The 26,328-nt window shown below is 40.9% G+C and carries 20 protein-coding genes, 1 tRNA gene and 1 CRISPR repeat array; of the genes, 13 read left to right on the forward strand and 8 right to left on the reverse strand.

The window, feature by feature from the left end; translation table 11 throughout:
• Positions 1 to 11 precede the first annotated feature (11 nt).
• On the forward strand, positions 12 to 1,355 hold the full coding sequence (ribB, locus tag FAI41_05085) for a 3,4-dihydroxy-2-butanone-4-phosphate synthase (GenBank protein ID QCE33792.1): 1,344 nt from the start codon (positions 12 to 14) through the stop codon (positions 1,353 to 1,355).
• Positions 1,356 to 1,368: 13 nt separating this feature from the next.
• The gene (locus FAI41_05090; protein ID QCE33018.1) at positions 1,369 to 1,839 is read left to right on the forward strand and encodes a 6,7-dimethyl-8-ribityllumazine synthase; all 471 of its coding nucleotides are present in this window, start codon (positions 1,369 to 1,371) and stop codon (positions 1,837 to 1,839) included.
• Positions 1,840 to 3,352: 1,513 nt separating this feature from the next.
• Here FAI41_05090 and FAI41_05095 read toward each other — a convergent pair.
• On the reverse strand, positions 3,353 to 4,360 hold the full coding sequence (locus tag FAI41_05095) for a hypothetical protein (protein ID QCE33019.1): 1,008 nt from the start codon (positions 4,358 to 4,360) through the stop codon (positions 3,353 to 3,355).
• A gap of 229 nt (positions 4,361 to 4,589) precedes the next feature.
• Here FAI41_05095 and FAI41_05100 point away from each other — a divergent pair, with 229 nt between their 5' ends.
• Positions 4,590 to 5,267, forward strand: a complete 678-nt coding sequence (locus tag FAI41_05100; protein ID QCE33793.1) for an ATP-dependent Clp protease proteolytic subunit — start codon at positions 4,590 to 4,592, stop codon at positions 5,265 to 5,267.
• 143 nt (positions 5,268 to 5,410) lie between these two features.
• Positions 5,411 to 6,496 (forward strand): ferritin-like domain-containing protein, encoded by a 1,086-nt coding sequence (locus FAI41_05105; GenBank protein ID QCE33020.1) that lies wholly within the window; start codon positions 5,411 to 5,413, stop codon positions 6,494 to 6,496.
• Positions 6,497 to 6,775: 279 nt separating this feature from the next.
• Here the strand turns inward: FAI41_05105 and FAI41_05110 are convergent, their stop codons facing one another.
• A complete protein-coding gene (locus FAI41_05110; protein ID QCE33021.1) occupies positions 6,776 to 7,204 on the reverse strand; it encodes a MerR family transcriptional regulator in 429 nt (142 codons plus the stop codon).
• Between the two features lie 442 nt (positions 7,205 to 7,646).
• Between FAI41_05110 and FAI41_05115 the strand changes: the two genes are divergently transcribed.
• Positions 7,647 to 8,966 (forward strand): multidrug transporter, encoded by a 1,320-nt coding sequence (locus FAI41_05115; protein QCE33794.1) that lies wholly within the window; start codon positions 7,647 to 7,649, stop codon positions 8,964 to 8,966.
• On the opposite strand, the gene FAI41_05120 is transcribed toward FAI41_05115, so the two are convergent.
• A complete protein-coding gene (locus FAI41_05120; protein ID QCE33022.1) occupies positions 8,923 to 10,908 on the reverse strand; it encodes a S9 family peptidase in 1,986 nt (661 codons plus the stop codon). The two genes, FAI41_05115 and FAI41_05120, sit on opposite strands and share 44 nt — an antisense overlap.
• A gap of 102 nt (positions 10,909 to 11,010) precedes the next feature.
• On the opposite strand from FAI41_05120, the gene FAI41_05125 reads away from it, so the two are divergent.
• The gene (locus FAI41_05125; protein QCE33023.1) at positions 11,011 to 11,715 is read left to right on the forward strand and encodes a DedA family protein; all 705 of its coding nucleotides are present in this window, start codon (positions 11,011 to 11,013) and stop codon (positions 11,713 to 11,715) included.
• Here FAI41_05125 and hemJ read toward each other — a convergent pair.
• The 3 genes from hemJ to FAI41_05140 are packed head-to-tail and all read right to left on the reverse strand — an operon-like array spanning position 11,712 to position 13,950.
• Positions 11,712 to 12,149: a protoporphyrinogen oxidase HemJ gene (gene hemJ / locus FAI41_05130; GenBank protein ID QCE33024.1), complete on the reverse strand. Its 438-nt coding sequence runs from the start codon at positions 12,147 to 12,149 to the stop codon at positions 11,712 to 11,714. The genes FAI41_05125 and hemJ overlap by 4 nt on opposite strands.
• A 4-nt stretch (positions 12,150 to 12,153) precedes the next feature.
• Positions 12,154 to 12,873 carry an HAD family phosphatase gene (locus FAI41_05135; protein QCE33025.1) on the reverse strand — a complete coding sequence of 240 codons (720 nt, stop codon included), beginning with the start codon at positions 12,871 to 12,873 and terminating at the stop codon, positions 12,154 to 12,156.
• 15 nt (positions 12,874 to 12,888) lie between these two features.
• Positions 12,889 to 13,950, reverse strand: coding sequence for a uroporphyrinogen decarboxylase (locus FAI41_05140; GenBank protein ID QCE33026.1), 1,062 nt, complete (start codon positions 13,948 to 13,950; stop codon positions 12,889 to 12,891).
• A gap of 465 nt (positions 13,951 to 14,415) precedes the next feature.
• Between FAI41_05140 and FAI41_05145 the strand changes: the two genes are divergently transcribed.
• Entirely contained in the window at positions 14,416 to 15,066 is a 651-nt protein-coding gene (locus tag FAI41_05145) for a hypothetical protein (protein ID QCE33027.1), read from the forward strand.
• Between the two features lie 82 nt (positions 15,067 to 15,148).
• Positions 15,149 to 15,224: transfer RNA gene (locus tag FAI41_05150), tRNA-Ala, on the forward strand.
• Between the two features lie 19 nt (positions 15,225 to 15,243).
• On the opposite strand, the gene FAI41_05155 is transcribed toward FAI41_05150, so the two are convergent.
• Together FAI41_05155 and FAI41_05160 are read right to left on the reverse strand one after the other, a co-directional pair.
• Complete coding sequence (locus FAI41_05155) at positions 15,244 to 15,828, reverse strand: hypothetical protein (protein ID QCE33028.1); 585 nt, start codon at positions 15,826 to 15,828, stop codon at positions 15,244 to 15,246.
• Positions 15,768 to 16,487, reverse strand: a complete 720-nt coding sequence (locus tag FAI41_05160) for a DUF421 domain-containing protein (GenBank protein ID QCE33029.1) — start codon at positions 16,485 to 16,487, stop codon at positions 15,768 to 15,770. The genes FAI41_05155 and FAI41_05160 overlap by 61 nt, the downstream gene beginning before the upstream one ends.
• A 123-nt stretch (positions 16,488 to 16,610) precedes the next feature.
• Positions 16,611 to 17,717: a CRISPR direct-repeat array (repeat unit 28 nt; unit sequence TTTCTAAGCTGCCTGTGCGGCAGTGAAC).
• 249 nt (positions 17,718 to 17,966) lie between these two features.
• Between FAI41_05160 and cas1f the strand changes: the two genes are divergently transcribed.
• The 5 genes from cas1f to csy3 all read left to right on the forward strand — a co-directional run bounded on the left by cas1f (position 17,967) and on the right by csy3 (position 26,324).
• Positions 17,967 to 19,019, forward strand: coding sequence for a type I-F CRISPR-associated endonuclease Cas1 (gene cas1f, locus FAI41_05165; protein QCE33030.1), 1,053 nt, complete (start codon positions 17,967 to 17,969; stop codon positions 19,017 to 19,019).
• Complete coding sequence (cas3f, locus tag FAI41_05170; GenBank protein ID QCE33031.1) at positions 19,019 to 22,498, forward strand: type I-F CRISPR-associated helicase Cas3; 3,480 nt, start codon at positions 19,019 to 19,021, stop codon at positions 22,496 to 22,498. The genes cas1f and cas3f overlap by 1 nt, the downstream gene beginning before the upstream one ends.
• A gap of 255 nt (positions 22,499 to 22,753) precedes the next feature.
• Positions 22,754 to 24,172, forward strand: a complete 1,419-nt coding sequence (csy1, locus tag FAI41_05175; GenBank protein QCE33032.1) for a type I-F CRISPR-associated protein Csy1 — start codon at positions 22,754 to 22,756, stop codon at positions 24,170 to 24,172.
• Complete coding sequence (csy2, locus tag FAI41_05180; GenBank protein ID QCE33033.1) at positions 24,169 to 25,203, forward strand: type I-F CRISPR-associated protein Csy2; 1,035 nt, start codon at positions 24,169 to 24,171, stop codon at positions 25,201 to 25,203. Before csy1 ends, csy2 begins: the two co-directional genes overlap by 4 nt.
• Positions 25,204 to 25,265: 62 nt before the next feature.
• Positions 25,266 to 26,324, forward strand: a complete 1,059-nt coding sequence (csy3, locus tag FAI41_05185; GenBank protein ID QCE33034.1) for a type I-F CRISPR-associated protein Csy3 — start codon at positions 25,266 to 25,268, stop codon at positions 26,322 to 26,324.
• Positions 26,325 to 26,328 lie beyond the last annotated feature (4 nt).

The raw sequence follows: 26,328 nt of genomic DNA on the forward strand, positions 1-26,328 counted from the left end.
AAGATTTTAAAATGTGCAGCACAACACAAAACCCATCCAAAAAAAAACTTTCAAATCTCAAAGAAGAGATTTATCGCGCGGTTCAGGCCATTAAAACTAGAAAAATGGTCATCATGACCGATGATGAAGATCGGGAAAATGAGGGCGATCTTGTCATTGCGGCGCAATTTGCAACACCACAAGCCATTAACTTTATGACACGCCAAGCTTGCGGTCTTATTTGCCTCTCCCTCTCTCCCAATCAAATTGATCGACTTAAATTACCGCCGATGACTTTAGAAAATAAAAGTCAGCATGAAACGCCTTTTACTGTCAGTATTGAAGCAGCAAGCGGTGTGACAACAGGGATTTCCGCCTTTGATCGTTCCCACACGATCCGTGTTGCAGCTTCTCCTGATGCAAAGCCTGAAGAAATCGTCAGTCCTGGACATATTTTTCCTTTAAGGGCACATCCCAAAGGCGTTTTAGGACGCAATGGCCATACCGAAGGGGCGCTTGATCTCGTAAAACTTGCAGGGCTTGGTGAAGGTGCGGTGATCTGTGAAATCATGGCAAAGGATGGCACAATGATGCGAGGCGCAGAACTCAAAGAATATGCACAGCGCCACCATTTCCCCATGATTTCGATTAAAAACTTAATAACGTGGATTTCCGAACACGGCACACAAGCACTGGAAAATTTCGAAAGTGAACAAGAAGAAATCCCTTCCAGTTGCATCTGCACGGCTTCTGCAGAAATGCCGGATCTTTACGCTGGATCAGATCTCAAAATTCATGTTTTCCGTTTTCCAAACAGCTTAAACCCAAACAAAGAAATAGAACAGATTGCCCTTGTTAAAGGCGATCTCAGTGAAGGTACGCCGCTCGTGCGCCTGCATTCTGCTTGCTTAACAGGGGATGCTCTCGGTTCCCTGCGCTGTGACTGCGGCCCACAACTGCAAGAAGCCCTACGCCGGATTAAAGCAGCACCATCAGGTGCCCTCATCTATCTTCGAGATCATGAAGGAAGAGGGATTGGTCTAGAGGCAAAAATTAAAGCCTATGCGCTGCAAGATAAGGGACTAGATACCGTTGCGGCCAATGAGGCGCTGGGCTATCCGGCTGACCTGCGAGATTTTTCCCAAGGTATCGAAATTTTAAAAACACTTGGCGCAAAATCTGTTCGTCTTATGACCAACAATCCACGGAAAATCGCTGCTTTAGAAAAAGCCGGCTTAAAAATTGAATCGCAGGAAAGACTTGAGCTCCCAACACAGGAATTTAATCGCTTTTACTTAGAAACAAAGAAAAAGCGTCTCGGCCACGCCCTAGAGCTTCCCAAAAACGCATCGCCCTCAACCCTCGACATCCTTTAATGAAAGATTTTTTATGAGTTTACGTCCTGTCTCAACCAATATGGTTCCAAAATTTACAAATGCCCCAAAAATTGCCGTCATTGTCAGCCAGTTTAATGAAGAAGTCACCAATGGCCTTTTGGAAGGAGCTCAAGCCCTTTTAAAAGAGAATAACCTTCCCAATGCAGAACTTTTCAAAGCACCTGGTGCATTTGAATTGCCTTTAATTGCCAGAGCTCTCGCCAAATCCGGAAAATATGAAGGTGTTGTCGCCCTTGGCTGTGTGATTAAAGGAGACACAGCACATTTTGAATATATTTCAGGCGAAGCTGCCCGTGGCATGATGGCGGTACAGCTTGAAACGGGTATTCCTGCTTCTTTTGGGATCTTAACAGTCTATTCACAAAAAGAAGCTTTGGTTCGTTCCGCAAAGGATGAATCAAATAAAGGACGTGAAGCCATGCTTGCCTGCCTTCAGACAATTAAAACATTAAGAAAAATTTAATTTTGCTTTTTAACAACACATAGCCTCATGTTATGTTTTTTTGACGCACATAAAGAAAATTAAAACTTAGGCTGTCAGTCTCTCTCTGGCAGCCTAAAATCTTTCTGAGGCGTAAATTTTAAGCATTACCTGCCACATTCTCTTTTAAGAGAGTCCGGACTTTAAGAATGCGCACAAAAAAGAAAAGGGATGTAGATAAAATTGCTCTGGAATCTCTGATATTTTTTCCCGATTCTCTTAAAACCCCCGAAAACCCTAAACGACAGCGATTTTTCCGTCCCCGGCAAACCTGTGGATAACTTTGTGGAAGACTCTGGGACGAATCTTTGGACAAATCTTTAGAAAGAGGAGATTCCTCTAGAAAAGTTAAAATAATTAAAAATCACTGAGCTTGGGCACAAGTAAAAAATGGGAAAAAGCGTCAAGGCACAAAAAGTAAAAAAAAATTAGAAAATTTTCTTTTACAGAAATGTGACATATTAGACTCCTTGAATCTCTGGGCTTATTGAAAAAAAGTAACAGTTTTAAAAAAATTTCAACAAAATAAAAAAACCGCAGAAAACTAGCTTTTTTAAAAGCATACAAAATGCGCAAAAGAAAAATACGTCTTGCTAAAATTTTCTCATGCAATATGTTTAATTTCTGAAAGTCTTCGGAAAGGCTTTATTAGGGATGGGGATTCCTTCTTAAAATTTAGACGGCTTACAAAAGTTCTTTTGCATTTTTATATTAAAAAATGTCGAAAATCTTTTCTGCCTCTCTTTATCCTTTTTCTTTGATCCCAAAGAAAGAAGAAACCTGTGGATAACTTTGTGGAAGACTCTGGGACGAATCTTTGGACGAATCTATAACAGAGGGAGTTTTCTCGGAAGAATGGCAATTTATCCAAATTTTCTGAGCTTGGGCACAACCGACGTCAAAAAAAACACGTCAACCCTAAAAAATGATAAATACTTAGACAATTTAGAGGTACTTTATCTTGCCATTCCTAAAAATATGGGGCTAACTTTTTCTAAAGCCTTCCTAAGATGAATAAAATAACCTTAGATTCTTCATAACCCCAAAAATCACACGCGTACTTAAGTACAGGTTTTTACACCTCCTAAAGAGGAACAATACGATCCCTATCGTTTTCTATTTTAGCGATAATTTTGTACCTTAATGCTTACATGGCGATGTTTTCAGATTTAAACCGCTGCCTGCCAAATGTGAAACGTGCCTTTTATGGTATGCAGGGCGGCGATCCCTAAGAGAATTTAAAACATGGACAGCGCCTTTTTAACATCCGCAAGATGGCTTAAATTTCTTAAATCGAAAAAATTATAAACCTCTGATGATTCAGAATATCCAACAATGCTTTCAATGAGAGTCAAAGTAGGACGTAAATAATTTCTATCTAACGAAAAAACAATCGAATAAGCCCCGATCGGATTATTTAAGGCGAGATAGCAGCAAATAATCACCCAATATAGAGTTAAAAAAATAAGCTCTTAATTTTAAAGCATTTAAAAAACTAATGTCCTTTTACAGCGCCTTGTTTAAGATAGCGTTCAGGCTTTTTCGGCTCCAAAGTAATGCGGGCACTATCGCCAATCGGTTCGCCTTTCAAGGAAATATCTCTTGGATTTACCCCCATTTGTATCAAATGATTACCAACCGCCTGTGCACGTAAAAGGCCAAAGGCAACCTCTCTTGCCTGATCTTCTGGATCAAGACTTGCATCTGCGGCCAAAGCATTCCCAAAACCTGTGATAATATAGCGTGACTTTGTCGCTCTAGCCTTTTGCATGGCATCTTGAAGATGCCCTATCTCTTTATTGCCAATTTCATCTGTCAAAGGTTTAAAATGAATTAAAATTCCCTCAGGCTCTGAAAAGTTAATATCCGGTTGAATATCCTTTCCGCCTTTTGGAATATCAAATCCCGGATAATGCTGATCTTTTGGTACTTTTTCGACAACAGGCAAACGGGAAACAGGAATGTCGGCGTGACTGTTGGGATGATAAATCACCTTTGGTAAGCCATGATGGTCAATCAGATCACTGCCATCCTTCTCCGGCTGAGGTGCAAGATCTTCCGGCAAAGGCTCTTCGAGTTCTTTTTGGGGAGGAGGCGTCTGTGTTTTAGCATTATCTACCATCACCATATTCCCGGCCAAATCGGAAAGTGGGGGTGGCGGCGCAAGTTTTGGCCATTTCAAATCCCCTGTGACCGCTGCGTGACGTTGTGCCCAGTTGCGATCCGCTTCCAATTTTTCGGTCATAGCCAATTGTGCCTGACGGGTCGGAAATTCTGGATTTTCCTTTGGAACATCTCCCACAAAAGGATAAGCACCGTGCGTTCCGGGAGCAGGCGGCAAAAGACCCGACCCCGTTCCACCTCGCATATTGTGGATAAAATCCGTTACCACATCCAGGGGGCCTCGATGATAACATCCCGACATCACGAGCGGGAAAGAAATTAAAAAAAGCCGATAAGCATATAAACTTCTTTTTGGCGTTTGACTGGCCTGCTTTTTCAAAGATATTTTCCCAAAAATTTTCACTGAAAGCGCTCTTTTCCTTGGTATCTTTAAATAATAATAAGAACAAGCATTTATCTCTGAAACAGCCAGAGGATTAAAAGGTGCAAATTATCTCTAAATACCTATATAATAAAAGAACTGATTGATTTTTGAGCCTTTTGCCTCTTCCTGAACAAGACCTAACTTTTTCTTAGGAATTTAAGGATCTGTATATTAAATGACGATGATGATAAAAAACGAAACTTCTCTTTATTCAGACGCTTCTTTGGAAACATCTGCCTTTTCAACATCTGATTGCCCAGATGGCTGTTCAGGAGAGGACGCTGAAAAAGATAAGAAAAACACACCTGCCAATCCAGAAATCGCTTCGATTTTATTCGAAAAACGCAAAGTTCTGATTTTTGGCCAAATTGACGATAAAATTGCCCGTGAAGTCACAGCACGTCTTCTCGCTCTAAGTCAAAAACCCGGTGAACCGATTGATATCTATGTCAATTCGCCTGGTGGTCATGTGGAAAGCGGTGATACCATTCACGACATGATCCGTTTTGTCGGTGCAATCTGCCCCATCAATATGATTGGCACAGGCTGGGTCGCCTCCGCTGGTGCCCTTATTTATGCGGCTGGGGAACCGGAACGCCGTGTTTGCCTACCGAATACACGTTTTCTGCTCCATCAGCCAATGGGCGGTGTTCAAGGGCAAGCAACAGATATTGATATTGAAGCACGTGAAATTATTAAAATGCGTGAACGTCTCAACCGTATCTTTGCCAAAGCAACCGGGCAAGATTATGAAAAAATTGCCAAAGACACAAACCGCAATTATTGGATGTCTGGAAAAGAAGCCATTGCTTATGGCTTGGTAAAAAAGATTATTTGTTCCCCTAAAGAAATTGAAGCGTAAGCTTCGAAAAAAAATTAGGAAATAGGACCAAAGAGGGGGTTAAATACCCCCTTTAAAATGTTTAACAATCAAAGACAGCACGATAAATTAAACGATTTCCCTCTCTTAAATAATAAAATAACTGCCTCAACGGGAGCATTGTGATGTCAGATTTAAAAATGGAAAAAGGCATTTTTTCTAAAGAAGAGTACGGCACATTTAACCATTCAAACGAAGAGATTAGCCGAAAACGTTTGGAAGCACTCTGCAAAAATTATCCCCCGCCTTCAACAAACAGTAAGCTAAGTGTTGAAGAGGCAGATTATCGTGCCCGTCATTGGCAAAGCCCTAAAACTGGCAAAATTGAAATTGGCAGTGACACCCATAAAAAAGCCATTGCGGACATGTTTCGTGAAACTTTTAACCCGTATAAACCCTCCATTATTGCTTGGCCTGAGCTGGATGCAGAATCCCTTGCTAAAGTCACCTCTTTACCCATCTGGGATATTGCCGTTCATACAGAAGGGCGCGCCCGTCTGCGTATGGCTGCCTATGCAGAGCTTTTGGAAGATCCTGATTTACAAGATGCCATTGCCCGAAATGCGTGGGAAGAAGATCGTCACAAAACGGTTCTGGCAGATATGGTCACATATTACGGGATCAAACTGGGTATTGAGCCGCCTTATGAAATGCCCAAAGATGCCGAATGGACTTATTTGGTAACAGGTTTTTCTGAATGTTGGGACAGTTTCTTTGCCTTTGGACTTTTTGAAACAGCAAAAGATTCTGGTCTTTTTCCGTTTGCTTTAACAGAGGTTTTTGAACCTGTGATGCAAGAGGAAACCCGTCACATTCTTCTTTTTGCCAACTGGATTGCCTATCATCGCAAACATCTTTCTTTATCTGCTCGTTTAAAGTTTGAAATCAAAGTTCTTGGTGTCCTATTCTATCTTTTTTATGAACGTCTCAGTCTCGTAAGAACTTTGGATGAAGATGGCGAAGAACATACAGAGGATTTTAACTTTACCGTTCGTGGTGCAGAATCTGTTACCGATAAAAAATTCGATTTTATTAAATTTATGCGGCTCTGCCTCTCTGAAAATGAACGTCGTTTTGCAGGCTATGATAAACGTCTTTTGCGTCCTAAGCTCGCCCCTTGGGCAGCAAAACGTGCTATCGAAGCCGTCAGCACATGGAAACAACTTAAATGGGAAGTGACAAGCCTCTTTCCTAAGGCGAAAAACGCTTAACTGCTTTTCAATGCTCTACTTTATAAAGTAGAGCATTTTACACTTTAAACTTTATAAAAAATCAGGAAGAAGCCTCCCAAAGATGAGGTCGCTAGAGAAGTAGATTATCTTTAAAGACGCTGGAAAATGTTAGGAAATTTCTTAAGCAAGCTTCTTATCAAACTATTCGAGGACTATTCCTGGATACAGAATTAAAAAATAGCGATCAAATATCATCGGCACCTTTCGAGTGCGTGAATATGCCGTCTCTGCTAAGATGTAGAAAATTATAAAACCTCATTAAAATATTTCGCCATTCAGCGCATCAATAATCCCGCAACCTGAGATTTTACCATTTGGGCATTGTTTTATAAGCGCTTTTAGATTTTTTTCTAAAGCTTGCAGCTCTTTGAGCTTATTTTCAACTTCTTTAAGCTGTTCTTGAGCAATTTGACGCACTTTTGTACGGCAAACCGCTGTTTCTGATTCCAAACCAAGTAAAGCCTTGATCGTTTCGATATGAAAGCCAAGTTTTCTTGCCCTACGAATAAAACTCAAACGTTGAAAATGTGCTTTCCCATAAAGACGGTAATTCCCTTCAGAACGTGGCGGCTTAGGCAATAAAGCAATCTTTTCATAATAACGGATCGTTTCAACTTTTGTATCGGTCAATTTTGCCAAACAACCAATAGAAATACTTTTTTCTTCTGAAAAATTTTCTTTTTTCATCTAATGATTCCTTATTGACCCTGTAGTCACTACAAGGATTATATTCTTCTCAACACTTAAAAATAAAGCTTTTTCTCTTTAATGATTTTTAAGTGAATTTTTGAATAGGAAATGATCATGACAGAAGTAAAACAAAAATCATGCAATTGTGGTTGCAGCGCGAACTGCTCTGGTGGTGCGGAATGTAAATGTGGCCCCAACTGTAATTGCGGTCCAGATTGCAGCTGTGGCTGCCGTAAAAAATAAAAGCAAAAGCTTTTTAGTATGCTTTTTGAAGAAACCTCTGCTTTTCAGTGGAAAAACAGAGGTTTTTTATGACTTCTCTACTTACAGAAAATAAAAAAAAAGCTACTATAAACCTCTTTTCTTTCTTTCTGATTTCATTTGATTTATGGCTCGATCCTCGTCTTCTAAACGCTCTCGCCCAGCCCCTGCGCGCTTTGTGAGCGGTAATATTGCCAAACATGTCTTTGTCATGGCTGGCACGGGAAGCATCGGGCTTATCGCCATTTTTATGGTGGATTTGCTGAATTTCTTTTATATTTCAGCCCTTAAAAACCCTTCTTATACGGCCGCCGTTGCTTTTGCAGGATCATTAGGATTTATCCTCTCCGCTATTTCAATCGGAAGCTCCATCGGGATCTCTGCTACCGTATCACGCCTTATCGGCGCAAAAAAACGTGGCAAAGCCAGACGCTACGCTGCCACTTTTCTAGCCGTTATGTTGTGTATCGCAACCCTTCTCGCCGCTTTAAACTTTATCTTTTCCCGCCAGCTCGTCTCTCTCATTGGCGGAAAGGGCGAAGCCTTGGAGGGGGCCGTTCTTTTTCTACGTATTCTTGCGCCAGCCTTCCCTCTTCTTTGCCTTGTAATGGCTATTTCTGGCCTCTTACGTTCTCTTGGTGAGGCCAATGCCGCCATGCGTGTGACGTTAAGTGGCGCAGTATGTGCGGCCGTTTTAGATCCTATTTTTATTTTTGGATTAGATCTTGGTTTAACAGGCGCAGCACTTGGCACAATCTTTTCCCGCATTCTCATTTGCGCAAATGGATGGTATCAGCTGAGCAAGCACGATATTTTAGCATTTCCCCGTTTAAAAGAAATTAAACCCGCCTTAAAAGCCATCGCACCAATTGCACTCCCTGCCATTGCGACCAATCTTGCGACCCCCGTCGGTAACTTATTTGTCACCCGTACCATGTCCCATTTCGGGAATGATGCCATTTCTGCATTATCGGTAATTGAGCGCTCTGTTCCTATTTGTTTTGCCTTTATTTTTGCCCTCACAGGCTCTATTGGCCCTATTATTGCACAAAATTTTGGCGCCCGTATTTTTGAACGGGTTAAAGAGACCTACCGCTGGGCGCTTCGTTTCACATTAGGCTGCGTTGCACTAATTTGGCTGATTTTTTTCCTTAACCAAAATCTCTTGATTAAACTTTTTCATATTCAAGGAATTGGTATACCGATCATACATTTTTTCTGCGATTATCTCGTTGAAGGCTATGCCTTTCTTGGTCTGCTTTTTGTTTCAAATACCGCTTTTAATAATTTGGGATTTGCCTTTTACTCTACCTTTTTTAATTGGGGACGCGCCACTTTAGGAACGATCCCCTTTGTATTAATTGGATTTTACTGGGGACCTGAAGGAATTTTAACCGGTATGACAGCCGGCATGGCGCTTTTTGGCACACTCGCTTATTTCAAAGCCAAAAACGTCATTCACAATCTGCATCTTCGCTTTCCTGAAGCGCTTGCTTAAAGACTTTTTGATAAAAATGCCTTTCCCGATCAAGCGCATCCATAATGATTTCAGGATCTCTAAAACCGTGACCTGCCTCTGGATAAAGATGAAATTGCGCCTTAGGAAGTTGTGCAGCCAAACGCTGTGCTTGCGTTACGGGCACAACCCGATCCTGGCCGCCATGTAAAAATAAAACAGGCGCCTGCAAGCGCTCTGGCCATGAAAGAGGGGATCTCTTTTTGTAAATTGCCTTCTTTTCTGGATATTTTCCAACAAGTTTCTCAACATAATGCGCTTCAAAACGTGGACCACCACCAACCAATGCGGAAAGATCTGTAACACCATAAAGGCTACAAGCTGCTTTAAAAGGGGAATTTTCAAGACTTAAAGCCGCCAAAGCCGTTAAACCACCGGCACTGCTTCCTCGAATGACACATCTTTGTGAATCTGCAAGATTTTGGTCGAGAAGAGATTGAGTGGCCAAGCAGCAATCTTTAACGTCTAAAACACCCCACTCGCCATTCAAAGCTTCACGATAAGCCCGTCCATATCCGGCAGAACCACGATAATCCACCTCTAAAACAGCAAAACCACGACTTGTCCAATATTGAATTCTTAAATCCAAAGCACCTTGCGCAGAACCTGTTGGCCCGCCATGAACTTTTACAATCAAAGGGGGTTTATTTTCCCGTAGAAGCGTTTTACTTGCCGCAGGATAATAGAGCACTCTTAAAGGCGAAAAAGCGTCTAAAAGAGGTATTTCGATCATTTGTGGTGTTGAAAGTTCTTTTCTCGAAAAATTTTTTGGAAAATTCCAAGCACTTCGGATCGTTTTTTTCTTTTCAATTTTTCCCTTTTCAGAAAAGGAAAATGTTAAAATTGAGGCTGGTAGATCTGCGGCTGCATTTAAACAGCAAAAATCCCCATTTTTAAGCGGTTCAGGAATAAAACTAGGAAAAATAGATGTGATTTCCTGCCAGCCATGTCTTTTTTCAAAATGCCATATTTTTCCAACGCCTTGCGAAAGGGAACGCCCTAAAAATTCATCTTCTGCTAAAATATGAAGGGAATTTTGAGACAACTGCCATGCAGGCATCCCGATTTCCGCCGGGCAAGAGGGGAAGTCTTTTCGTTTTATTTTTAAATCTTCTTTTGTTTTTGAAAACTCAAAAGAAACAGGATTCCAAGCTCCCTGCTTATCTGAAAGCGCATATAATTTTAAATGATTTTCATCCCAGTGGGGTTCCATTAAGCTTTCCTGAAACCTATCTCCTGCGACAGAAATGATTTTCGTCTTAGAATTTCCCAAAGACAATATTTTCAATTCTGTTGCCGTCCAAGGCATTTGATCTGTTTGCCATTCAATGAAAGCTAAATATTGACCGTCTTTTGAAGGGCGAGGAGCGGCAAAAAAACCTTCGCCTGAAATGAGAATTTTTTCTTTTATTTCTCCCGCTTTTGCCAGCGGAAAATAAACAATTTCATTTTTTTCAACGCCGTTTGAAAAACGGCTTTCTTTAAGAGAAAAAACTCCTTTTTTTGCAAAATCAATTGCAAAATCAGCATAAAAAACGGTTTTATTTTCGGAGACTTTTTTCCTCAGCTGAATTTCTTCATTTTTTTCATTCTTTTCAGGGAAGAAGGAAGACTGCCAGACACCACCTCTTTTTACATCTGCATAAATAAAAATAAAACATTCTTTCTCTACATGCCAAAATCCTGCCCAGGAGCCACCGCCATATTCATTTACCTTAGACCCAATGTCGGCATTTTCCGGAGATAAAATACATACTGTTAACGATTTTGCCTCTTTGGAGAGGTCGCACCCAAATAATTTTCGTTTTCCCTGAGATTCAGAAGAATGTTCAAGCCAAATGACCCAATTTTCAATCGTTTTTAATTCTGAAAATTGTCGTGTTTTGCCCTTTATTAAATCAGATGTAACCCAAGAATGAGACATAAAAATCCTGCTTTTCCGTGTTTTTCTTTATTTTTTAAAAATAACAGTTTTTTCATTTTGTGACTTCCTCTAAAGATATTTAGAGAATGTTAACAGCATAAAATGACACTAAAATTAGTTTTACGGAGAAATATTCTGCATTTACATCTGCCTAATTTAAGTGCTCTTCTCCAGCCTTATTTTGAAAATTATGGTTATTTGGTTGTTGGGATTATCATTTTTTTAGAAAGCATTGGCTTGCCTCTTCCAGCAGAAACGCTTGTCATTGCCATCTCTCTTTATGCGGCGATAACCCATAGTCTTAACATTTTTATTATTGCTCTTTTAACGATTTTAGCCACTATTTTTGGAAATATTATCGGCTATTTTATCGGCAAAAAAATAGGGCATGTTGTTCTTAAAAATTTTGGTAAATATATCGGCTTGAATGAAGATCGCCTCCTTATTGGTCGCTATCTTTGCCATCATTGGGGGGGCATTACGATCGTTTTTAGCCGTTATTTTGCCCTTTTACGTCTTGTTGCCTCTTTAATCGCCGGGGCATTACATATGAATTTGCGGCGTTTTCTCATTGCCGATATTATCGGCGGTGTTCTCTGGGGGCTTACTTACACACTCGGAACTTATTATTTTGGTGAACATCTTTTAAAACTGCCCGTTTTTGAAATCATTTTGATTGTCACCATCATCATTATCGGTTTTGGCATCAGCTTCTTTTTTCTCAAAAGAGAAGAGAAAACCTTACTTCGAAAAGCCCGCATTTTCTTTAGATACCAAATTTTAAAAGATAGTTTCTCTAAAAATTAAGGTCGGATACAAATCATAAGCACAATTATCATCATTAAAAGCGTTGGGATTTCATTGATAACACGATAAAAACGCTCTGTTTGACGATTGTTTCGTCCTAAAAACTGTTTCTGCCAATGAAAACAAAAGCCTTGAAAAATAATTAATCCCAAAACAGAGACGAGTTTTACCCACCACCAACAGCTATCCCAAACAATAACCCCCGGCATTGTACTCATTATGGCACCTGTTATGAGAGTAAAAACCATTGCAGGCGCCATAATTTGACGTAAAAGCTTATGTTCCATGACACAATAACGTTCATACGCTTTTGGTTCTTCTGCTTCACTCACTTGACTGTGATAGACAAAAAGGCGGGGGAGATAAAAAATCCCTGCCATCCAAGCGATAAAACTCATAATATGAAAGGCTAAAAGCCATGGAAGATAGGCCATAAGATCAGCTTTTTCCTGTTACAGCCGCAAAAATAATTTTTTCAACTTCTGCTATATTATGGGCTATAGCGACCTGACCTTCTTTGAAAAATCCTGGTGCTTTCTGTCCTTCTGAACGTAAAAGAATACACCGCATACCAGCATTAAAAGCAGCCTTTGCGCCTGTATCACTATCTTCTACAACAATGGTTTTTTCTGGTGAAATTCCTTCTTTTTCAGCGCCTAACAGATAAACAGCCGGATCTGGTTTGGGCTGTTTCATATCTGCGGCAGAATGAATGTGATCCTTTTTAATATCCTCTGCGATTTTAGAAGCTTCAAATTTCACGACCATTTCTTTGAGAGAAGAATTAGAGCCAATATGAAAGGGAATATTTTCTTTATTCAGCCTTTGTAATAAAGATTTAACCCCGGTAAGCGGCTTCGCCTTTTCTTTCATCAAAGAAATAAAGAAATTTCTAAGCTCATCTTCTGCATTTTCTGGAAGTTTTTCTTTTGCCATTTCTGACAAAATATTTACAATTTTAGGCATTGCATGCCCTAAAAAATGTTCTTCAGCCTCTTTGACTGTTAAATGAACACCATATTTTGCCGCAAAATCAACGGTTGCTTGTTGTGCAACAGGTTCACTATCGACCAAAACACCATCACAATCGAATAAAATTAGCTCTGCTTTTGGAAAAGAGAGAAATTTTTCAAGATTTTTTTGCTCTAAATCTGTCATTTTATATTTCTCCTTTTAAGATTTTTTGGATAAAGAACGGATTGTTTCTACCAATTCTTTAACATTTTCCGGTGGTGTATGTTGCGGCACACCATGACCTAAATTAAAAATATGCGGACGATTTTGAAGCGTTTGGCAAATTTTCGTTGCCCTCTTTTTCATTTCTTCACCACCACAAAATAATAAAGCAGGATCTAAATTTCCTTGCAGAACAATTTTATCTGAAATTTGAGGGGCAATTTGCTCTAAATCGGCAGAAACATCCAAACTGACCGCATCAATTTCCGTTACCTGAGCATATTCAGGTACCATTGATCCACCCAAACGTGGAAAGCCAATAACTTTAATATGCGGATGGGATTCCTTGAGTGCTTTTCTAATTTTTCTTGTTGGCTCAATAACAAATTTTCTAAAATCTTGAACAGGTAAAATACCAGACCAAGAGTCAAAAAGCATAACCGCCTGCGCTCCCGCATCGATTTGCCCACGGAGCATTTGAACCGTACCCTCAATAAGAATATTCATCAAACGTGCATAGCGATCTGGATGATGAATCATCATTTTTCTTGTTTCTAAGAAAGTTTTTGAACCGCTTCCATCGATCATATAACAGGAAACCGTAAAAGGACTGCCAGCAAAACCGAGGAGAGCGGTTGTTTTGTCTTTTAGTTTTTCACGTAAAATTTTTAAAGCATCTCGAACAGGTTCCATCAAAGAAAATGCTTCGCCGCTTTTTAAACGTTCTTCACATGCTAAAAGGTCTTTTTCCTCTCTGACGGGATTCATAACAGGGCCAATTCCTTCAGGAAATTTTAAATTTCTTCCTAATGCCCAAGGAAGAATCAAAATATCTGAAAAAAGAATAGCGCCATCCATACCATAACGATCAATAGGTTGGAGCGTTAATTCCGCAGCAATATCAGGCGTTAAACAGCGAGTTAGAAAATCTGCTTTTGTTCGCCATTCTCTAAATTCCGGTAAATATCTTCCTGCTTGACGCATGAGCCAAATAGGCGGTGGCCAAACTTCTTGACCAGAAAGTGTTTTTAACAAGGGAGAATTTGTGGAGCAATTCATGAAAGGCTTCTGACTAAAAATTAAAAATGATGCAATATTTCTGTAAAATCCTGCTCTCTTAGAAAAGATTTTTTTTGGCTGTGGATCAAGAGAAATAAACTCTGGGGAGTAAATTTCTTTTTTTATTCTTTAAAAGAATCTTTAAAAAGAAAAAGAATAAAGACATAGGAAAAGTGGGGTACCTAACTATCCTTTAATTTATCCACAAAAATATCCACAAAATTCTCAATGAATTTATTAGGATATTGAAGGGATTTTGAAATTATTTTCCCTTTTTCACAAAAAAGAAAATGAGTTATCCTCAACGGAATGACTCAATGCATAGATGATGAGTTATACACGGGCAATTATAAAATGTGAAAAGTAATACACATTAACTAAATTTTTATCCCAGAGTCATTCACAGTCTTATCCACAGATTTTGTGGATGGTTTTGGAATTAAAGTTGGAAAAGGAAGGTATAAAATGGGATTTCAGTTTTCTTTCCCAATCAAAAATCCCAGAATTATTTTGGCAAGCGGCTCTCAGACCCGATTAAAAATTTTAAAAGATGCAGGGATTATTCCGCATGTTTTTTCTGTCGATTGTCCGGAAGAAACGCTTAAAAAAGATTTTTTAGCAAAAAAATACGCTTTAAAAGAAATTTCAGCTCTTTTAGCGGAAGCAAAAGCAAAAGCAGCGTTAAAAATTTTGCAAAAAAAAGCAGATTATTTTGAAAATCCACCTTTAATTATTGGTGCAGATCAAATTTTAGAATGTGAAAATAAACTTTATAATAAACCTAAAAATATGGCGCAGGCACGAGAACAGCTTTTTTCAATGCGTGGAAAAAGACAATTTCTGCATACTTCTTTTTGCCTTATTCAAGAGGGAAAAGAAATTTTTCATTATACAGAGAGTCCCAAATTGAAAATGAGAATGTTTTCTGAAGAGATGTTAAGCTCTTTTCTTGCATTTGAAGGGGAGGAGCTTCTTTTTTGTGTGGGAGCCTGTCGTATTGAGGGCGTTGGCGCACAGCTTTTTGAATTTGTTGAAGGGGCAAAAGAAACAATTTTAGGTTTGCCGCTTTTTCCACTTTTGACGCAATTAAGAGAAAGAAATTTTATTCCGGATTAAAAAAAATCTTGCTTTAAAGGATAAAATACAGATATAGAACAAAGAAATGAGATCGGATTTGAAGTAAATCCCTTCTACAGATGGGGCCATAGCTCAATTGGTAGAGCGCTTGCATGGCATGCAAGAGGTCGTCGGTTCGATTCCGATTGGCTCCACCATCTTTCCAAAAATAGAAAATTATGGCGTATTTGATTCTATAATAGAATGATTACCATAAACACCAGGTTCGGAAGGTCCGCCTGGGTAAGGTGGTGGTAGAGCTGCTCCTGGCTCTGATACTGTTTTCGCACCGGGATAAGGTTCTAAAAGAGGAACATCACCGTAAGAAGGAAATGCTGCTCCTGGAAGATTTGTGATACCGTCTTGGGGATTACGGCGTGGTTTAGGAATACCAAGGGCACGATCAAGAATTTTTTTATTTCTTTTTTTTGCTGGATTTCCATGAAGTTGATAATAAGCCATAGGTGCTTCTGTTTCGCTGTGACTTGAAGAATGTGCAGCATTTGCCGCAAAATCCTCGCCCATAACAATGGCTTCAGCTTTACCGGTAGTTAAGGCTGAAAAGCAAAAACATAAAGTATAAAAATACAATTTTTTTGGTATAAAGCTGAAAATAATTTCAGTCCATTCAAGAAAAGAAAAAGGCTTTTTAGAGATTATTATTCGTAATTTACAAGAGAGTGTCAGATCAATAAAGCACTCTATTGCGGATAATTGATAATCTTTGGACGAGGGCGCGGAAAAACGCGGCCATTTCGGCAAATATACATAAATCCGTCAGAGCCGTATTCGCCAAGAAAAACATCATTAAAATCTGTTAGTCCGTATTGTTGCATGTCTTCAATAAGCTCCTCTTCTGGTTTTCCAATATCTTGAAGGGCAGAAGTTCGCAGCGCACCATGATAAATGACAACAATGGCAGGGATACGTTTTTGATCGCAGGTTACGGTTAGAGAACCATTTGGTTCTAATTGCGCATAAGCAACTTCACTAAAAGAAAAGATTCCCTGAAGGTTAAGCTGAGAGGCAATATTTAAAATATCAATATTGTTATTTTTAGAGGTGATGACATCCATTAAAAAATGCCCATCACGAATAATTGGGATGGGATCACCGACAGTCACACGGTAAAAAAGATAAGTATTTTGGTAGAGATAATTTATACAAAACAAAACAGTGACACTTAGAAAAAGTGCAATGAAAAAGCTAAGACAATCTGGCGAATAAAGCCCACCACCAATAACACCGCCGATAATAAAATTACCAATAAGGTCAATGGCGTTCATCTGTGAAAACTGTGTTCGTCCCGTATATCGTAAATAAGCGAGAATAATAGAAAATCCAAAAATAAGTTTTATGAGTATTTGAAAGTAATAAAGAAAATTTAAAGAATAAAAATAATTTATAAAAAGAGAAAACATATGATTTAAAGAACTTAAAATAAGAAAAATACTTAAAGAGTATAGAATTTTGTAAAGAAGAAGACGAGTAAGAAGGACAAAATTTTAGTGCTGGAGATGAAAATATCTAAAGAATTAAAAATATTTCCAAGCTGCCTGTGCGGCAGTGAACAAGATGGCATAAGAAATATTATGGGAAATACTTTTCTAAGCTGCCTGTGCGGCAGTGAACGCATTTATTTTATCGACAGAAAATCAGCTACTTTTCTAAGCTGCCTGTGCGGCAGTGAACCTTTATACATATTCAGGCCATGTGTTTTGTCATTTCTAAGCTGCCTGTGCGGCAGTGAACCAAAGTTCAGGAACTTTATTTGCACCGTCACTTTTCTAAGCTGCCTGTGCGGCAGTGAACGGGTGAAGCGTGCAATAAGGAAATGGTCATAGTTTCTAAGCTGCCTGTGCGGCAGTGAACATACGCATCTGACGAAGCGATAAGTCGCATAATTTCTAAGCTGCCTGTGCGGCAGTGAACAACCACCTGACGGCTGGTTGCTATTAGATGGTTTTCTAAGCTGCCTGTGCGGCAGTGAACTTGGGCGTTCTTTAGAACTTTTTTTAGAGCCATTTCTAAGCTGCCTGTGCGGCAGTGAACTTAGAGACTGGATCGCAGACGCACCCAATGTATTTCTAAGCTGCCTGTGCGGCAGTGAACTTGTTTTTGGTTTTCATTCATCATGCGCCAAGTTTCTAAGCTGCCTGTGCGGCAGTGAACCTGAATTTCGTTAGTTCTGCTTGGTCTTTGAATTTCTAAGCTGCCTGTGCGGCAGTGAACAAAATACTTGCCCTCAAAAGTGTTGATTCTGTTTTCTAAGCTGCCTGTGCGGCAGTGAACAATGGGGTGAGGATGCCATGCAAGGGCTTGTTTTTCTAAGCTGCCTGTGCGGCAGTGAACCCACCAATTGAAGTAGCGAATGATTGAGACCAATTTCTAAGCTGCCTGTGCGGCAGTGAACGCCTGTTGTTTTAAATGTTTTTGAGCCGTCTTTCTAAGCTGCCTGTGCGGCAGTGAACAGGTTAGGCTAGAATACCTAAAGCGCCATTTATTTCTAAGCTGCCTGTGCGGCAGTGAACACAGGGACACCTGAAAACAAGAAGCTAAGAGATTTCTAAGCTGCCTGTGCGGCAGTGAACCGCCGAAGATAGTTCAGAGCTTTATCGTCAGGTTTCTAAGCTGCCTGTGCGGCAGTGAACGAGGATTTGTTAGCCTATAAGGCTTGGAAATTCAGCGTTAAGGTCGAAATAACGTATTTTACCCCTTTTTAAAAGCTTTTTTGGAAAAGCGCAGAAATTGGGACTTTTACTTAAAGCGTAAAAAAAAGGGTAATTTTTTTAGGATACTTGCTTTTCTTTTAAAGCAGGTTTTTAATCGCTTTTATACCGTAAAAATAAACCTTTCTTTTAGAATTAAAAATGCCATTCTTAATTTTAGGATGAAATCATATGGCGATTATTTCAGAACAGGATCACAAGAAGAAAAAACGTAAGAAGCCGCCTTATATTGCGCCTTCTGAGCTTAAAACAATCCTACATTCCAAGCGGGCGAATATTTTTTATCTGGAATATTGCCGTGTTTTGGTAAATGGCGGCAGGGTGGAATATGTTACCGATGAAGGGCGTAAATCGCTTTATTGGAATATTCCGATTGCTAATACAACAACGCTTTTGCTTGGAAATGGGACTTCGATAACGCAGGCGGCGGTGCGTGAGTTGGCCAAGGCCGGTGTGATGGTCGGTTTTTCTGGGGGTGGTGGAACACCTTTATTTGCTGGAACAGAGCGGACGGATATTTCGGAAACAATTGATTTGGCCTGGCTCTCACCACAAAGCGAATATCGTCCGACAAATTATTTACAGGCGTGGGTTTCCTTTTGGTTTAAGGAAGAGGGGCGTTTAGCCGCAGCAAAATCGTTTCAAAGCATGCGTTTGGATCGGGTTGAAAAATCGTGGCTGTCCCGTGAGATGGCGATTGCGGGATTTTTTTTGGATGAGCCGGCATTTCAGACTGCTCTTAAAATTGCACGGGCAGAGATAGATCAGTCGGAGACGACAGAGGCGCTTTTAATGGCTGAGGCACGTCTGACAAAATCCCTCTTTAAACTGGCGGCTCAAGCGACAAAATACGGCGAATTCACCCGTAAGAAAAAAGGAACCGGTAAGGACGATGCGAACCGGTTTTTAGATCATGGCAATTATCTCGCTTACGGGTTGGGTGCAACGGCAGCTTGGGTGTTGGGTTTGCCTTTCGGTTTCGCCATTTTGCATGGAAAGACACGGCGGGGCGGGCTGGTTTTTGATATTGCGGATCTTATTAAAGATTCCGTGATTTTACCTCTCGCTTTTATTTCTGCCAAAGATGGCGATGAAGAGCAGCAATTTCGGGGGCGCTGTATTAAAAAGCTGATTGAAACCGAAGCGCTTGATTTTATGATTGATCAAACGAAAAAGACAGCGGAGGAAACGGCTTTTGCTTATGGGCTAGGTGCGTCGGAATAATGGAAATTTTACTCGTCTCTCAATGTGATCATAAGGCGTTAAAGGAGACACGCCGTATTTTAGATCAGTTTGCTTGCCGAACGGGTGAGCGTTGCTGGCAAACGCCGATCACGATGGCCGGCTTAAAAACGCTTCATAAAATGCTACGTGCCAGTGCCCGTAAAAATACTTCCGTTGCTTGCCATCTCATTGGTAGCAGAAGCGAGCTTTTATGGATTGTCGGGGATGCTAGCCGCTTTGATATGCGGGGACGGGTGCCAACGCAAAGCACAGCGAGAAATATGCTGAGGCAAGAAGATGAAAATGACTGGGATACGGCCGAAGCCGTCAGGTTATTGGCAAGAATTTCCGGGCTTTTACATGATTTAGGGAAAGCGAGCGCTGCCTTTCAGGAAAAATTAACCGGCAAAAATACGGAGAGAAATCTTTGGCGGCATGAATGGCAATCTGCACGTATGTTTGCTCATTTTGTTAAAGCATCTGGCGAGCAAGATGCAGACTGGCTGAGACGTTTGGAAAGCGGTGAGGGAAAAACACCTGAAAATTGGCTACCAATTGAATGGAAAAAGCAGGAAAGCTGGAAATCGGAAAATGCAAAGACACCACTGGCGGATTTACCGCCTTTGGCGAGAGCTGTTATTTGGCTCATGGTTTCGCATCATCGTTTGCCGGTTTCTCCGAATAGTGAATATTTTGGTGCTAAGGCAATGGATATTCGGCTAGATTTACTCCGTGATCCCTTGTCTTCTGTCACGGCGGATTGGAATGACAAAGTACCAGAGGATTTATTTTCTAACAAAAAACTGCTTAGAAAATATATGGATTTTACAGCGCTCGAAGGGGTTTTAAAGCAATCTTCTTTTTCAAAAATGCTTAAAAATACGGCAAAGCGGCTTTTGAAATTTCAGGACAAGACGCAAAACTGGCAGCATTGGGAAAGTGATTTATATATTTTGCATCTTGCCCGTCTTAGTTTGATGTTGGCGGATCATCATGTCTCTTCTTGGGGAAGGGAAAAGTTGGAGCATAAGGCCGGAGAGGCGCTGGCCAATACCGATAAGGATAATCAGCCGAAGCAATCCCTGCATGGGCATTTAACGGAAATTTCTAAAAAAGCAGGCGCAATTGCCAATTTCCTAGAAAATTTCACCTTGCCGCTGACGCTTATTCCCTTACAGCGTCTTAAAAATTTCCGAAAAACAATTGGGACAGGAGATTTTGCCTGGCAGAAAAAAGCCAGAGAAGCCGCTTTGGAAATTCAAGAGAAATCTCTTAAAGAAGGTGCTTTTATTGTTAATATGGCCTCAACAGGCTGCGGAAAGACAATTGCGAATGCGAAAATTATTGCATCGCTAACGCCGGAAAAAAAGCCGCTGAGAATGACATATGCGCTGGGCCTAAGGGTACTGACACGTCAAACAGGAGACGCTTATAAGGCATATTTGGATTTAACAGATGAAGAGCTGGGCGTTTTTGTTGGCGGTGCAGTCAGTAAAGAAATTGCCGATTTTTTAGAAGAAAAAGCAGAGAAAAGTGGTTCTGAATCTAAGGCAGATTTATTTCCCGATGAAATGGGGGAGATTTTCTTTGAGGCGGATCCATCACGGAATGAAGATTGGGAAAATCACCCTTTGCTCTCTGCCGTTTACGGTATCGGTAAAGAGGGGGGACGCAAAAATCAAAAAGAGCGTAAATTCATAGATGCGCCGATTTTGGTCTGCACCGTGGATCATTTGGTGCCGGCAACGGAGGCTTGGAAAGGCGGTCATCAGATTAATCCGATGTTGCGCTTGATGTCTTCGGATTTAATCTTGGATGAGCTGGATGATTATTCTCTCGAAGATATGCCGGCATTGATGCGTCTGGTTTGGTTTTCCGGTATGCTGGGAGGTCGTGTTCTGCTCTCTTCGGCGACTTTGCCGGAAACTTTGGTGCGGGGCATGTTTTTGGCCTATCGGGCCGGGCGGGAGATTTATCTTAAAAATCATGGGGGTTATAGCGGCGCACGTCCACAATGCATTCCTGAAATCCCTTGTCTATGGGTAGATGAATTTAAATCCGAACCGGTTATTTGTCGGCGGGAGGCGGATTTTAAGGAAGCCCATGCGATTTTTGCGCAAAAAAGAGCAAAGAAGCTTTTGGAAAACGCCGAGCGCCTTCCTTTACGGCGGGGCGAAATTATCGGACAGGCTGTTTTAAAGGAAAATTTAGCTAAGGAAGAAATCCCGCTTGTTTTGGCGAAGCTCTTTCGGGATCATGCGTTAAAACTGCATGAGGCGCATGGGGAGGTTATTCCAAAAGGGGCCTATCAAGGGAAAAAGGTTAGTTTCGGCATTATTCGCATGGCGAACATTGCGCCGCTTTATCAGGTTGCGATTGAAATGTTTCAGCAGGGATGTTCTGCGGCAGAAACACAAATGCATTTATGTGTTTATCATTCCCGTTTTCCGCTCATTTGCCGCTCTGCGATTGAAGCTGGATTGGATCGGGTTTTTAATCGTAAACAAGCGAGCAAGCCTTTTTGGGAAAAGGAAGAAGTTCTGGCGGCTTTGTGCCAAAGCAGTAAAGAAATTAAAAATCATCTTTTTGTCGTGTTGGCCTCGCCGGTTTGCGAAGTCGGGCGGGACTGGGATGCGGATTGGGCGATTGCGGAACCTTCCTCTTTGCGCTCAATTATTCAGCTCGCTGGAAGGGTGCAAAGACACCGTAAACAGGTAACGGATAAGCAAAAGCCCAATATTCTTTTGCTCAATAAAAATGTAAATGCCCTAAAAGGCCAATCGCCAGCTTATCAGCGCCCCGGCTATGAAGGGGGGAATTGGGCTTTAAACACGCACGAACTCGAAACGCTTTTAAGAAAAAGCGAATATGAGATCATTACTTCTATTCCGAGATTATTAACGCCAGAGCTTCGTACATCTACTGAAGAGATAGATAAAAAACAGAAATTGGGCGATTTGGAATTAGAGCGGACAAAGGCCGTTGTTTCACCGAAACCTAAAAGATGGAGCAGAATAGGGAACGGAGAAAATATTGGGCAACGAGATGCGGCTCTTTGCTGGTGGCATGATTTTTCTCAAACCGCATTGACGGGGCTTTTCCCTCAAAATCAACCATTTCGAGAGCAACCGCTGAAAGAAACAGATTTGGCTTTTGTTTGGGATGAAGAAAGAGAAAGATTAAGCCTGAATCAAGCTGTTCCACAGAGCCGAGGGCGAGATTTATACGTAGAGGTGAATAGATTATGCCATTCAGTGCCACTTATAGAAGGTAAGCATATTTCTTTTTGGAATCAGGCCAATTTAGAGATTTTATTAAAAGATTGGTTGGAAAACTATGGTGGAAAAGAGAAGGATTCTCAAAAAATGGAAGCACGACGGGTCACATCACTTTCGGCATATGAGGGCGATGGCACCCAAGGGTGGTCTTGGCATGAGGCGCTTGGCCTGACGTTAAAAGTAGAAGCGATAAGGGAATAAAGAATTGGAGTTGTAAAATTAAATCTCATAAAGAAAAATTTTTGACCGTATGCTATCAAATGGGTCCATATCTTTATAAGTTGTTCTTTGATTATAATTTTTCTTAAAAATTTTAAAAAAGTATAAATTTCTCCCTCAGAAATAATTTTATCCATTAGAAAATAAGGGATAAAAACGATATGAATGTGAATGTATTCAGGTAGACTGCCGCATAGGCAGCTTAAAGATAAAAAATAAGTTTTAGAAAGAGACATTATGAGCGATAGATCCCGCCAGCGTATCTTTGAAACGGCCATTGCAGAATTTCTGAATGCTCGACGTGAGGAAAAGCTTAGAGGGAAAGAAAACCCTTCTATTTCAGCTAAATATAATAAGTCAGACTGGCTCGAAAATACGGCAAAAATTTTACAGAAAACAAAAGTGCAAATTGGCACCCATTTGCCCAAAGCGACGCATTCGGATGTGCAGGGCGGCACAATTTTAGCAAGTTCTCTGCCAGAACGCTCTGAAATTGGCACGCATCTTTTAGGGAGCGGATTTATTGTTGATGCGACAGGGAATGGGGCTGAAAATGCAGCGGTTCTAGACGGCTGGAATTTTCTTCACCTTTTTGTTGAAGTTGATGGAAAAAGGCGTTTTTTAAAAGACTGGTTGCGAGATAAGGATGAGGATGCACTTGCAGCTTTAAGCGAGGTTAAGAATAAAAGTGAAAATATAGCCTCTCGTTTCCTTTCTTTTATAGAGCGTGAAGAAAAACGTTCCAAAGAAGGTGTTTCGGATGGCAATGCAAAGCAGATTTATTGGTTAGCAGAGGGTGAAGATGCTTCTAAGAATGAAAATTTCATTTTACTTCAACCGCTTTATCCAACCTCTTTAGCGCATCTAATTCATGCTACTCTTTCAGAAGCCCGTTATGGTGAAAAGGCAAAAGAAGGTCGAGAGGCACGGCGCAAAAATCAGCCTTGGGATGGCGTGTTAATGGAATTTAGAGGGCTGGCGAAGCGTAGTTTGGGCGGAAGTAAACCTCAAAATGTCAGCCAGCTTAATTCTTTGCGAGGTGGTGCGATGTCGCTTTTCTCTTCTGCTCCGCCACCAGCTTTAAGGGGTGGAAGAGGTGCCCCTTTGTTGAAGACAAAAAAATCTGTTGTCCGTTGGATTATGCAACAGCCTAATATTTATTGGGCCTTAAGTGAGTTGATAAAATTATTGAAAAATAATCAAAATGCGACGGATATTAGCCGTATTCAGAAAGCTCGTGAGGGATTGGAAAATTTTATTGCCGAAGAAATTACGCATCAGGCGGCTAAAGTTCGTAATGCACAATCTGCTGGATGGTCTGATCATCCAGAATGCGAACTGCCAGAAGAAGAGCGTCTTTGGCTTGATACGGGTAGAGTGGAAGATGAAGACAATTTCAATTCTCAAGCGGACCAGGATTTTCGGGAAAGATATCACTGGGGGGATTGGCCAGACTTGATTGCCAATCGAATGGCCGCTTTTATCAATCATTTTTTAAGAGCAAAAGGAAAATTCGCTGTCGGTGATGTAGAACATTATCATTGGGCACGTATAAGTGCTCTGGTCATTGATACCTCTTGGCCTGTTCCGTTTCAGCGGAAATCAAAATCCCAAAGGGATGCAGATTTAGCCCCCTATCGGGAGAAGCAATCATGAGTTCATTTTTTTCTAAAAAGCTGACGGATTACCTGATATTGCCACATTTGCGTATTCAAAATGCGAATGCCATTACGGGACCTTTTACACATGGTTTTCCTGCCATTACAGCCTTTATGGGTTTAATGTGGGCGTTGGAGCGTAGATGTCAGAAAGAAGGACTGGAAATTGCCTTTAAGAATGTTGGTGTCATTGCCTATCAAACTCAAGAACTTGTGAAAGAAGATAGATATAATCCGGCTGTTTTTCATTTAACGCGTAATCGTGTTCGGGCTAATGGTACCCCGCTTCCTATTCAGGAAGAGGGGCGAATGCATTTAGAAATTTCTCTGATTTTTGGTGTGAATATTGCGGATGCATATCTCTCAGAGGATCGTCGAAAAAAGCTGGCAAAAGATGTTCTTGCGGTTGTGCATTCGATGCGTATTGCTGGTGGAATTATTTTGCCAAATGTTTTCCCAAGTGCTTTGCCAGCCTATCAGACAATGCCTTCTCTCATCGGGCGGGAAAAGTTTGAAAAAGAGTGGAAGCGTCAGCGTAATCGTTTCTTACCTGGTTTTGCTTTGATTGAACGGGCGGATTTAATTGAAGCACGTTTAAAAACACTTCAGGAAGAACACAGAGACGGGGAACCGAACCCAACAAAGCTTGATGCATGGCTTTCTTTATGTGCCATCAATTGGCGTGCTGACGAAGTAGAGGAGAATGGCGAGGTAAAATGGTATCCTGACCGTCAAAAAGGAAGTGGCTGGGTTGTTCCAATCCCTGTTGGCTATGCTGCAATCTCTCCTTTGCATGAAGCTGGAACAGTAAAAGATTCCAGAGATGATAAAACGTCTTTTCAAGCTGTGGAATCTCTGCAGTCTATTGGAGAGTGGAAATTTCCGCCTACCATTAAAGAGGTTTCAGAACTGCTTTGGGGGGTAGAGAATGATTTGGAGACAGGCCTTTATCGTTGCCGCTCTTGGAAAGAGATCTCTGAAAAAAGAGAGAGCTTATTAGACGAGGACGACGATGAACTCTCAGGCTGATGATTTCTAGCATTAAGGTTTCAAGTTTAGAAAATTTTTTAAAGATTAAGGGAATTTAGGTTATGGCAGGAAAAGATTTAAAAACAGCATCAGTTTTGGCATTTGAACGCAAATTGGATCTTTCAGATGGTCTCTTTTTCTCAGGAAATTGGGATCAGCGTTTAGAAGAGAAAAAATTCTCTCCGATAAAATTACGTGAAAAAGCGGTGCGGGGTACAATTTCCAACCGTCTAAAAACAAAAGATCAAGATCCCGCAAAATTAGATAATTCAATTAATAGTCCTAATCTCCAGACCGTAGATGTAGCAGCCCTCTTTCCAGAAGATGATGCGCTAAAGGCAGTTTTTACATTCCGTGTTCTTCCTGGGGTTGGTAAGCCTTCTGCCTGCAATCATCATGGATATGAAAAAAAGCTTCTGGAAACGGTTTCTGCCTTTTTTCAAGGTAATGGCATTGAAGATTTAGCTTGGCGTTATGCATGGAATATTGCTTCCGGTCGCTTTCTTTGGCGTAACCGTTTAGGGGCACAGCAAATTGAAATTCAGGTTGTACAGATTGAAGGCGGAGAAGCAGTTCAAAAATGGGTTTTCCCGGCTTTAGACTATAGCTTGAATGGTTTTGAACAAACACCACAAAGTGACAAGGATAAACTTAAAGATTTTGCAAAAATCATTGAAGAGACGCTTCGGGGTGGGAAAGTTTCTCTATTTAAGGTGGAGGCTTTTGTGCGTGCTGGGCAGGGGCAGGAAGTTTATCCTTCGCAAGAGTTGATTTTGGACGGCGGCGGTAGAGGAACAAAAAGCCGTGTCCTGTATGAAATTGCCTTAGGGAATGAAAAAGTTGCAGGGATGCACAGTCAAAAAATTGGCAATGCCTTGCGGACAGTGGATAGTTGGTATCCAAATGCTGAAGAGAATGGCAATCGGCCGATTGCAGCAGAACCTTATGGCTCTGTAACCGTTCAGGGAAAAGCGTGGCGTCAGCCGAAACAAAAAAGAGATTTTTATACCTTATTGGATAATTGGCTTTTAAAAGATAAAGCGCCTTCGGAAGACGATCAGAAATTTGTGATGTCCATTCTCATTCGGGGTGGTGTTTTCGGGGATGCAGGTAAGGAATAAGGGG

Source organism: Acetobacteraceae bacterium (genome assembly GCA_004843165.1).
Classification (GTDB): domain Bacteria; phylum Pseudomonadota; class Alphaproteobacteria; order Acetobacterales; family Acetobacteraceae.

Bases quoted from the DNA above. Each gene is read 5' to 3' on its own strand.
- ribB (QCE33792.1), top strand. From the start codon at position 12: ATGTGCAGCACAACACAAAACCCATCCAAAAAAAAACTTTCAAATCTC.
- FAI41_05090 (QCE33018.1), top strand. From the start codon at position 1,369: ATGAGTTTACGTCCTGTCTCAACCAATATGGTTCCAAAATTTACAAAT.
- FAI41_05100 (QCE33793.1), top strand. From the start codon at position 4,590: ATGATAAAAAACGAAACTTCTCTTTATTCAGACGCTTCTTTGGAAACA.
- FAI41_05105 (QCE33020.1), top strand. From the start codon at position 5,411: ATGTCAGATTTAAAAATGGAAAAAGGCATTTTTTCTAAAGAAGAGTAC.
- FAI41_05110 (QCE33021.1), bottom strand. From the start codon at position 7,204: ATGAAAAAAGAAAATTTTTCAGAAGAAAAAAGTATTTCTATTGGTTGT.
- FAI41_05120 (QCE33022.1), bottom strand. From the start codon at position 10,908: ATGTCTCATTCTTGGGTTACATCTGATTTAATAAAGGGCAAAACACGA.
- FAI41_05125 (QCE33023.1), top strand. From the start codon at position 11,011: ATGACACTAAAATTAGTTTTACGGAGAAATATTCTGCATTTACATCTG.
- hemJ (QCE33024.1), bottom strand. From the start codon at position 12,149: ATGGCCTATCTTCCATGGCTTTTAGCCTTTCATATTATGAGTTTTATC.
- FAI41_05135 (QCE33025.1), bottom strand. From the start codon at position 12,873: ATGACAGATTTAGAGCAAAAAAATCTTGAAAAATTTCTCTCTTTTCCA.
- FAI41_05140 (QCE33026.1), bottom strand. From the start codon at position 13,950: ATGAATTGCTCCACAAATTCTCCCTTGTTAAAAACACTTTCTGGTCAA.
- FAI41_05145 (QCE33027.1), top strand. From the start codon at position 14,416: ATGGGATTTCAGTTTTCTTTCCCAATCAAAAATCCCAGAATTATTTTG.
- FAI41_05160 (QCE33029.1), bottom strand. From the start codon at position 16,487: ATGTTTTCTCTTTTTATAAATTATTTTTATTCTTTAAATTTTCTTTAT.
- cas1f (QCE33030.1), top strand. From the start codon at position 17,967: ATGGCGATTATTTCAGAACAGGATCACAAGAAGAAAAAACGTAAGAAG.
- cas3f (QCE33031.1), top strand. From the start codon at position 19,019: ATGGAAATTTTACTCGTCTCTCAATGTGATCATAAGGCGTTAAAGGAG.
- csy1 (QCE33032.1), top strand. From the start codon at position 22,754: ATGAGCGATAGATCCCGCCAGCGTATCTTTGAAACGGCCATTGCAGAA.
- csy2 (QCE33033.1), top strand. From the start codon at position 24,169: ATGAGTTCATTTTTTTCTAAAAAGCTGACGGATTACCTGATATTGCCA.
- csy3 (QCE33034.1), top strand. From the start codon at position 25,266: ATGGCAGGAAAAGATTTAAAAACAGCATCAGTTTTGGCATTTGAACGC.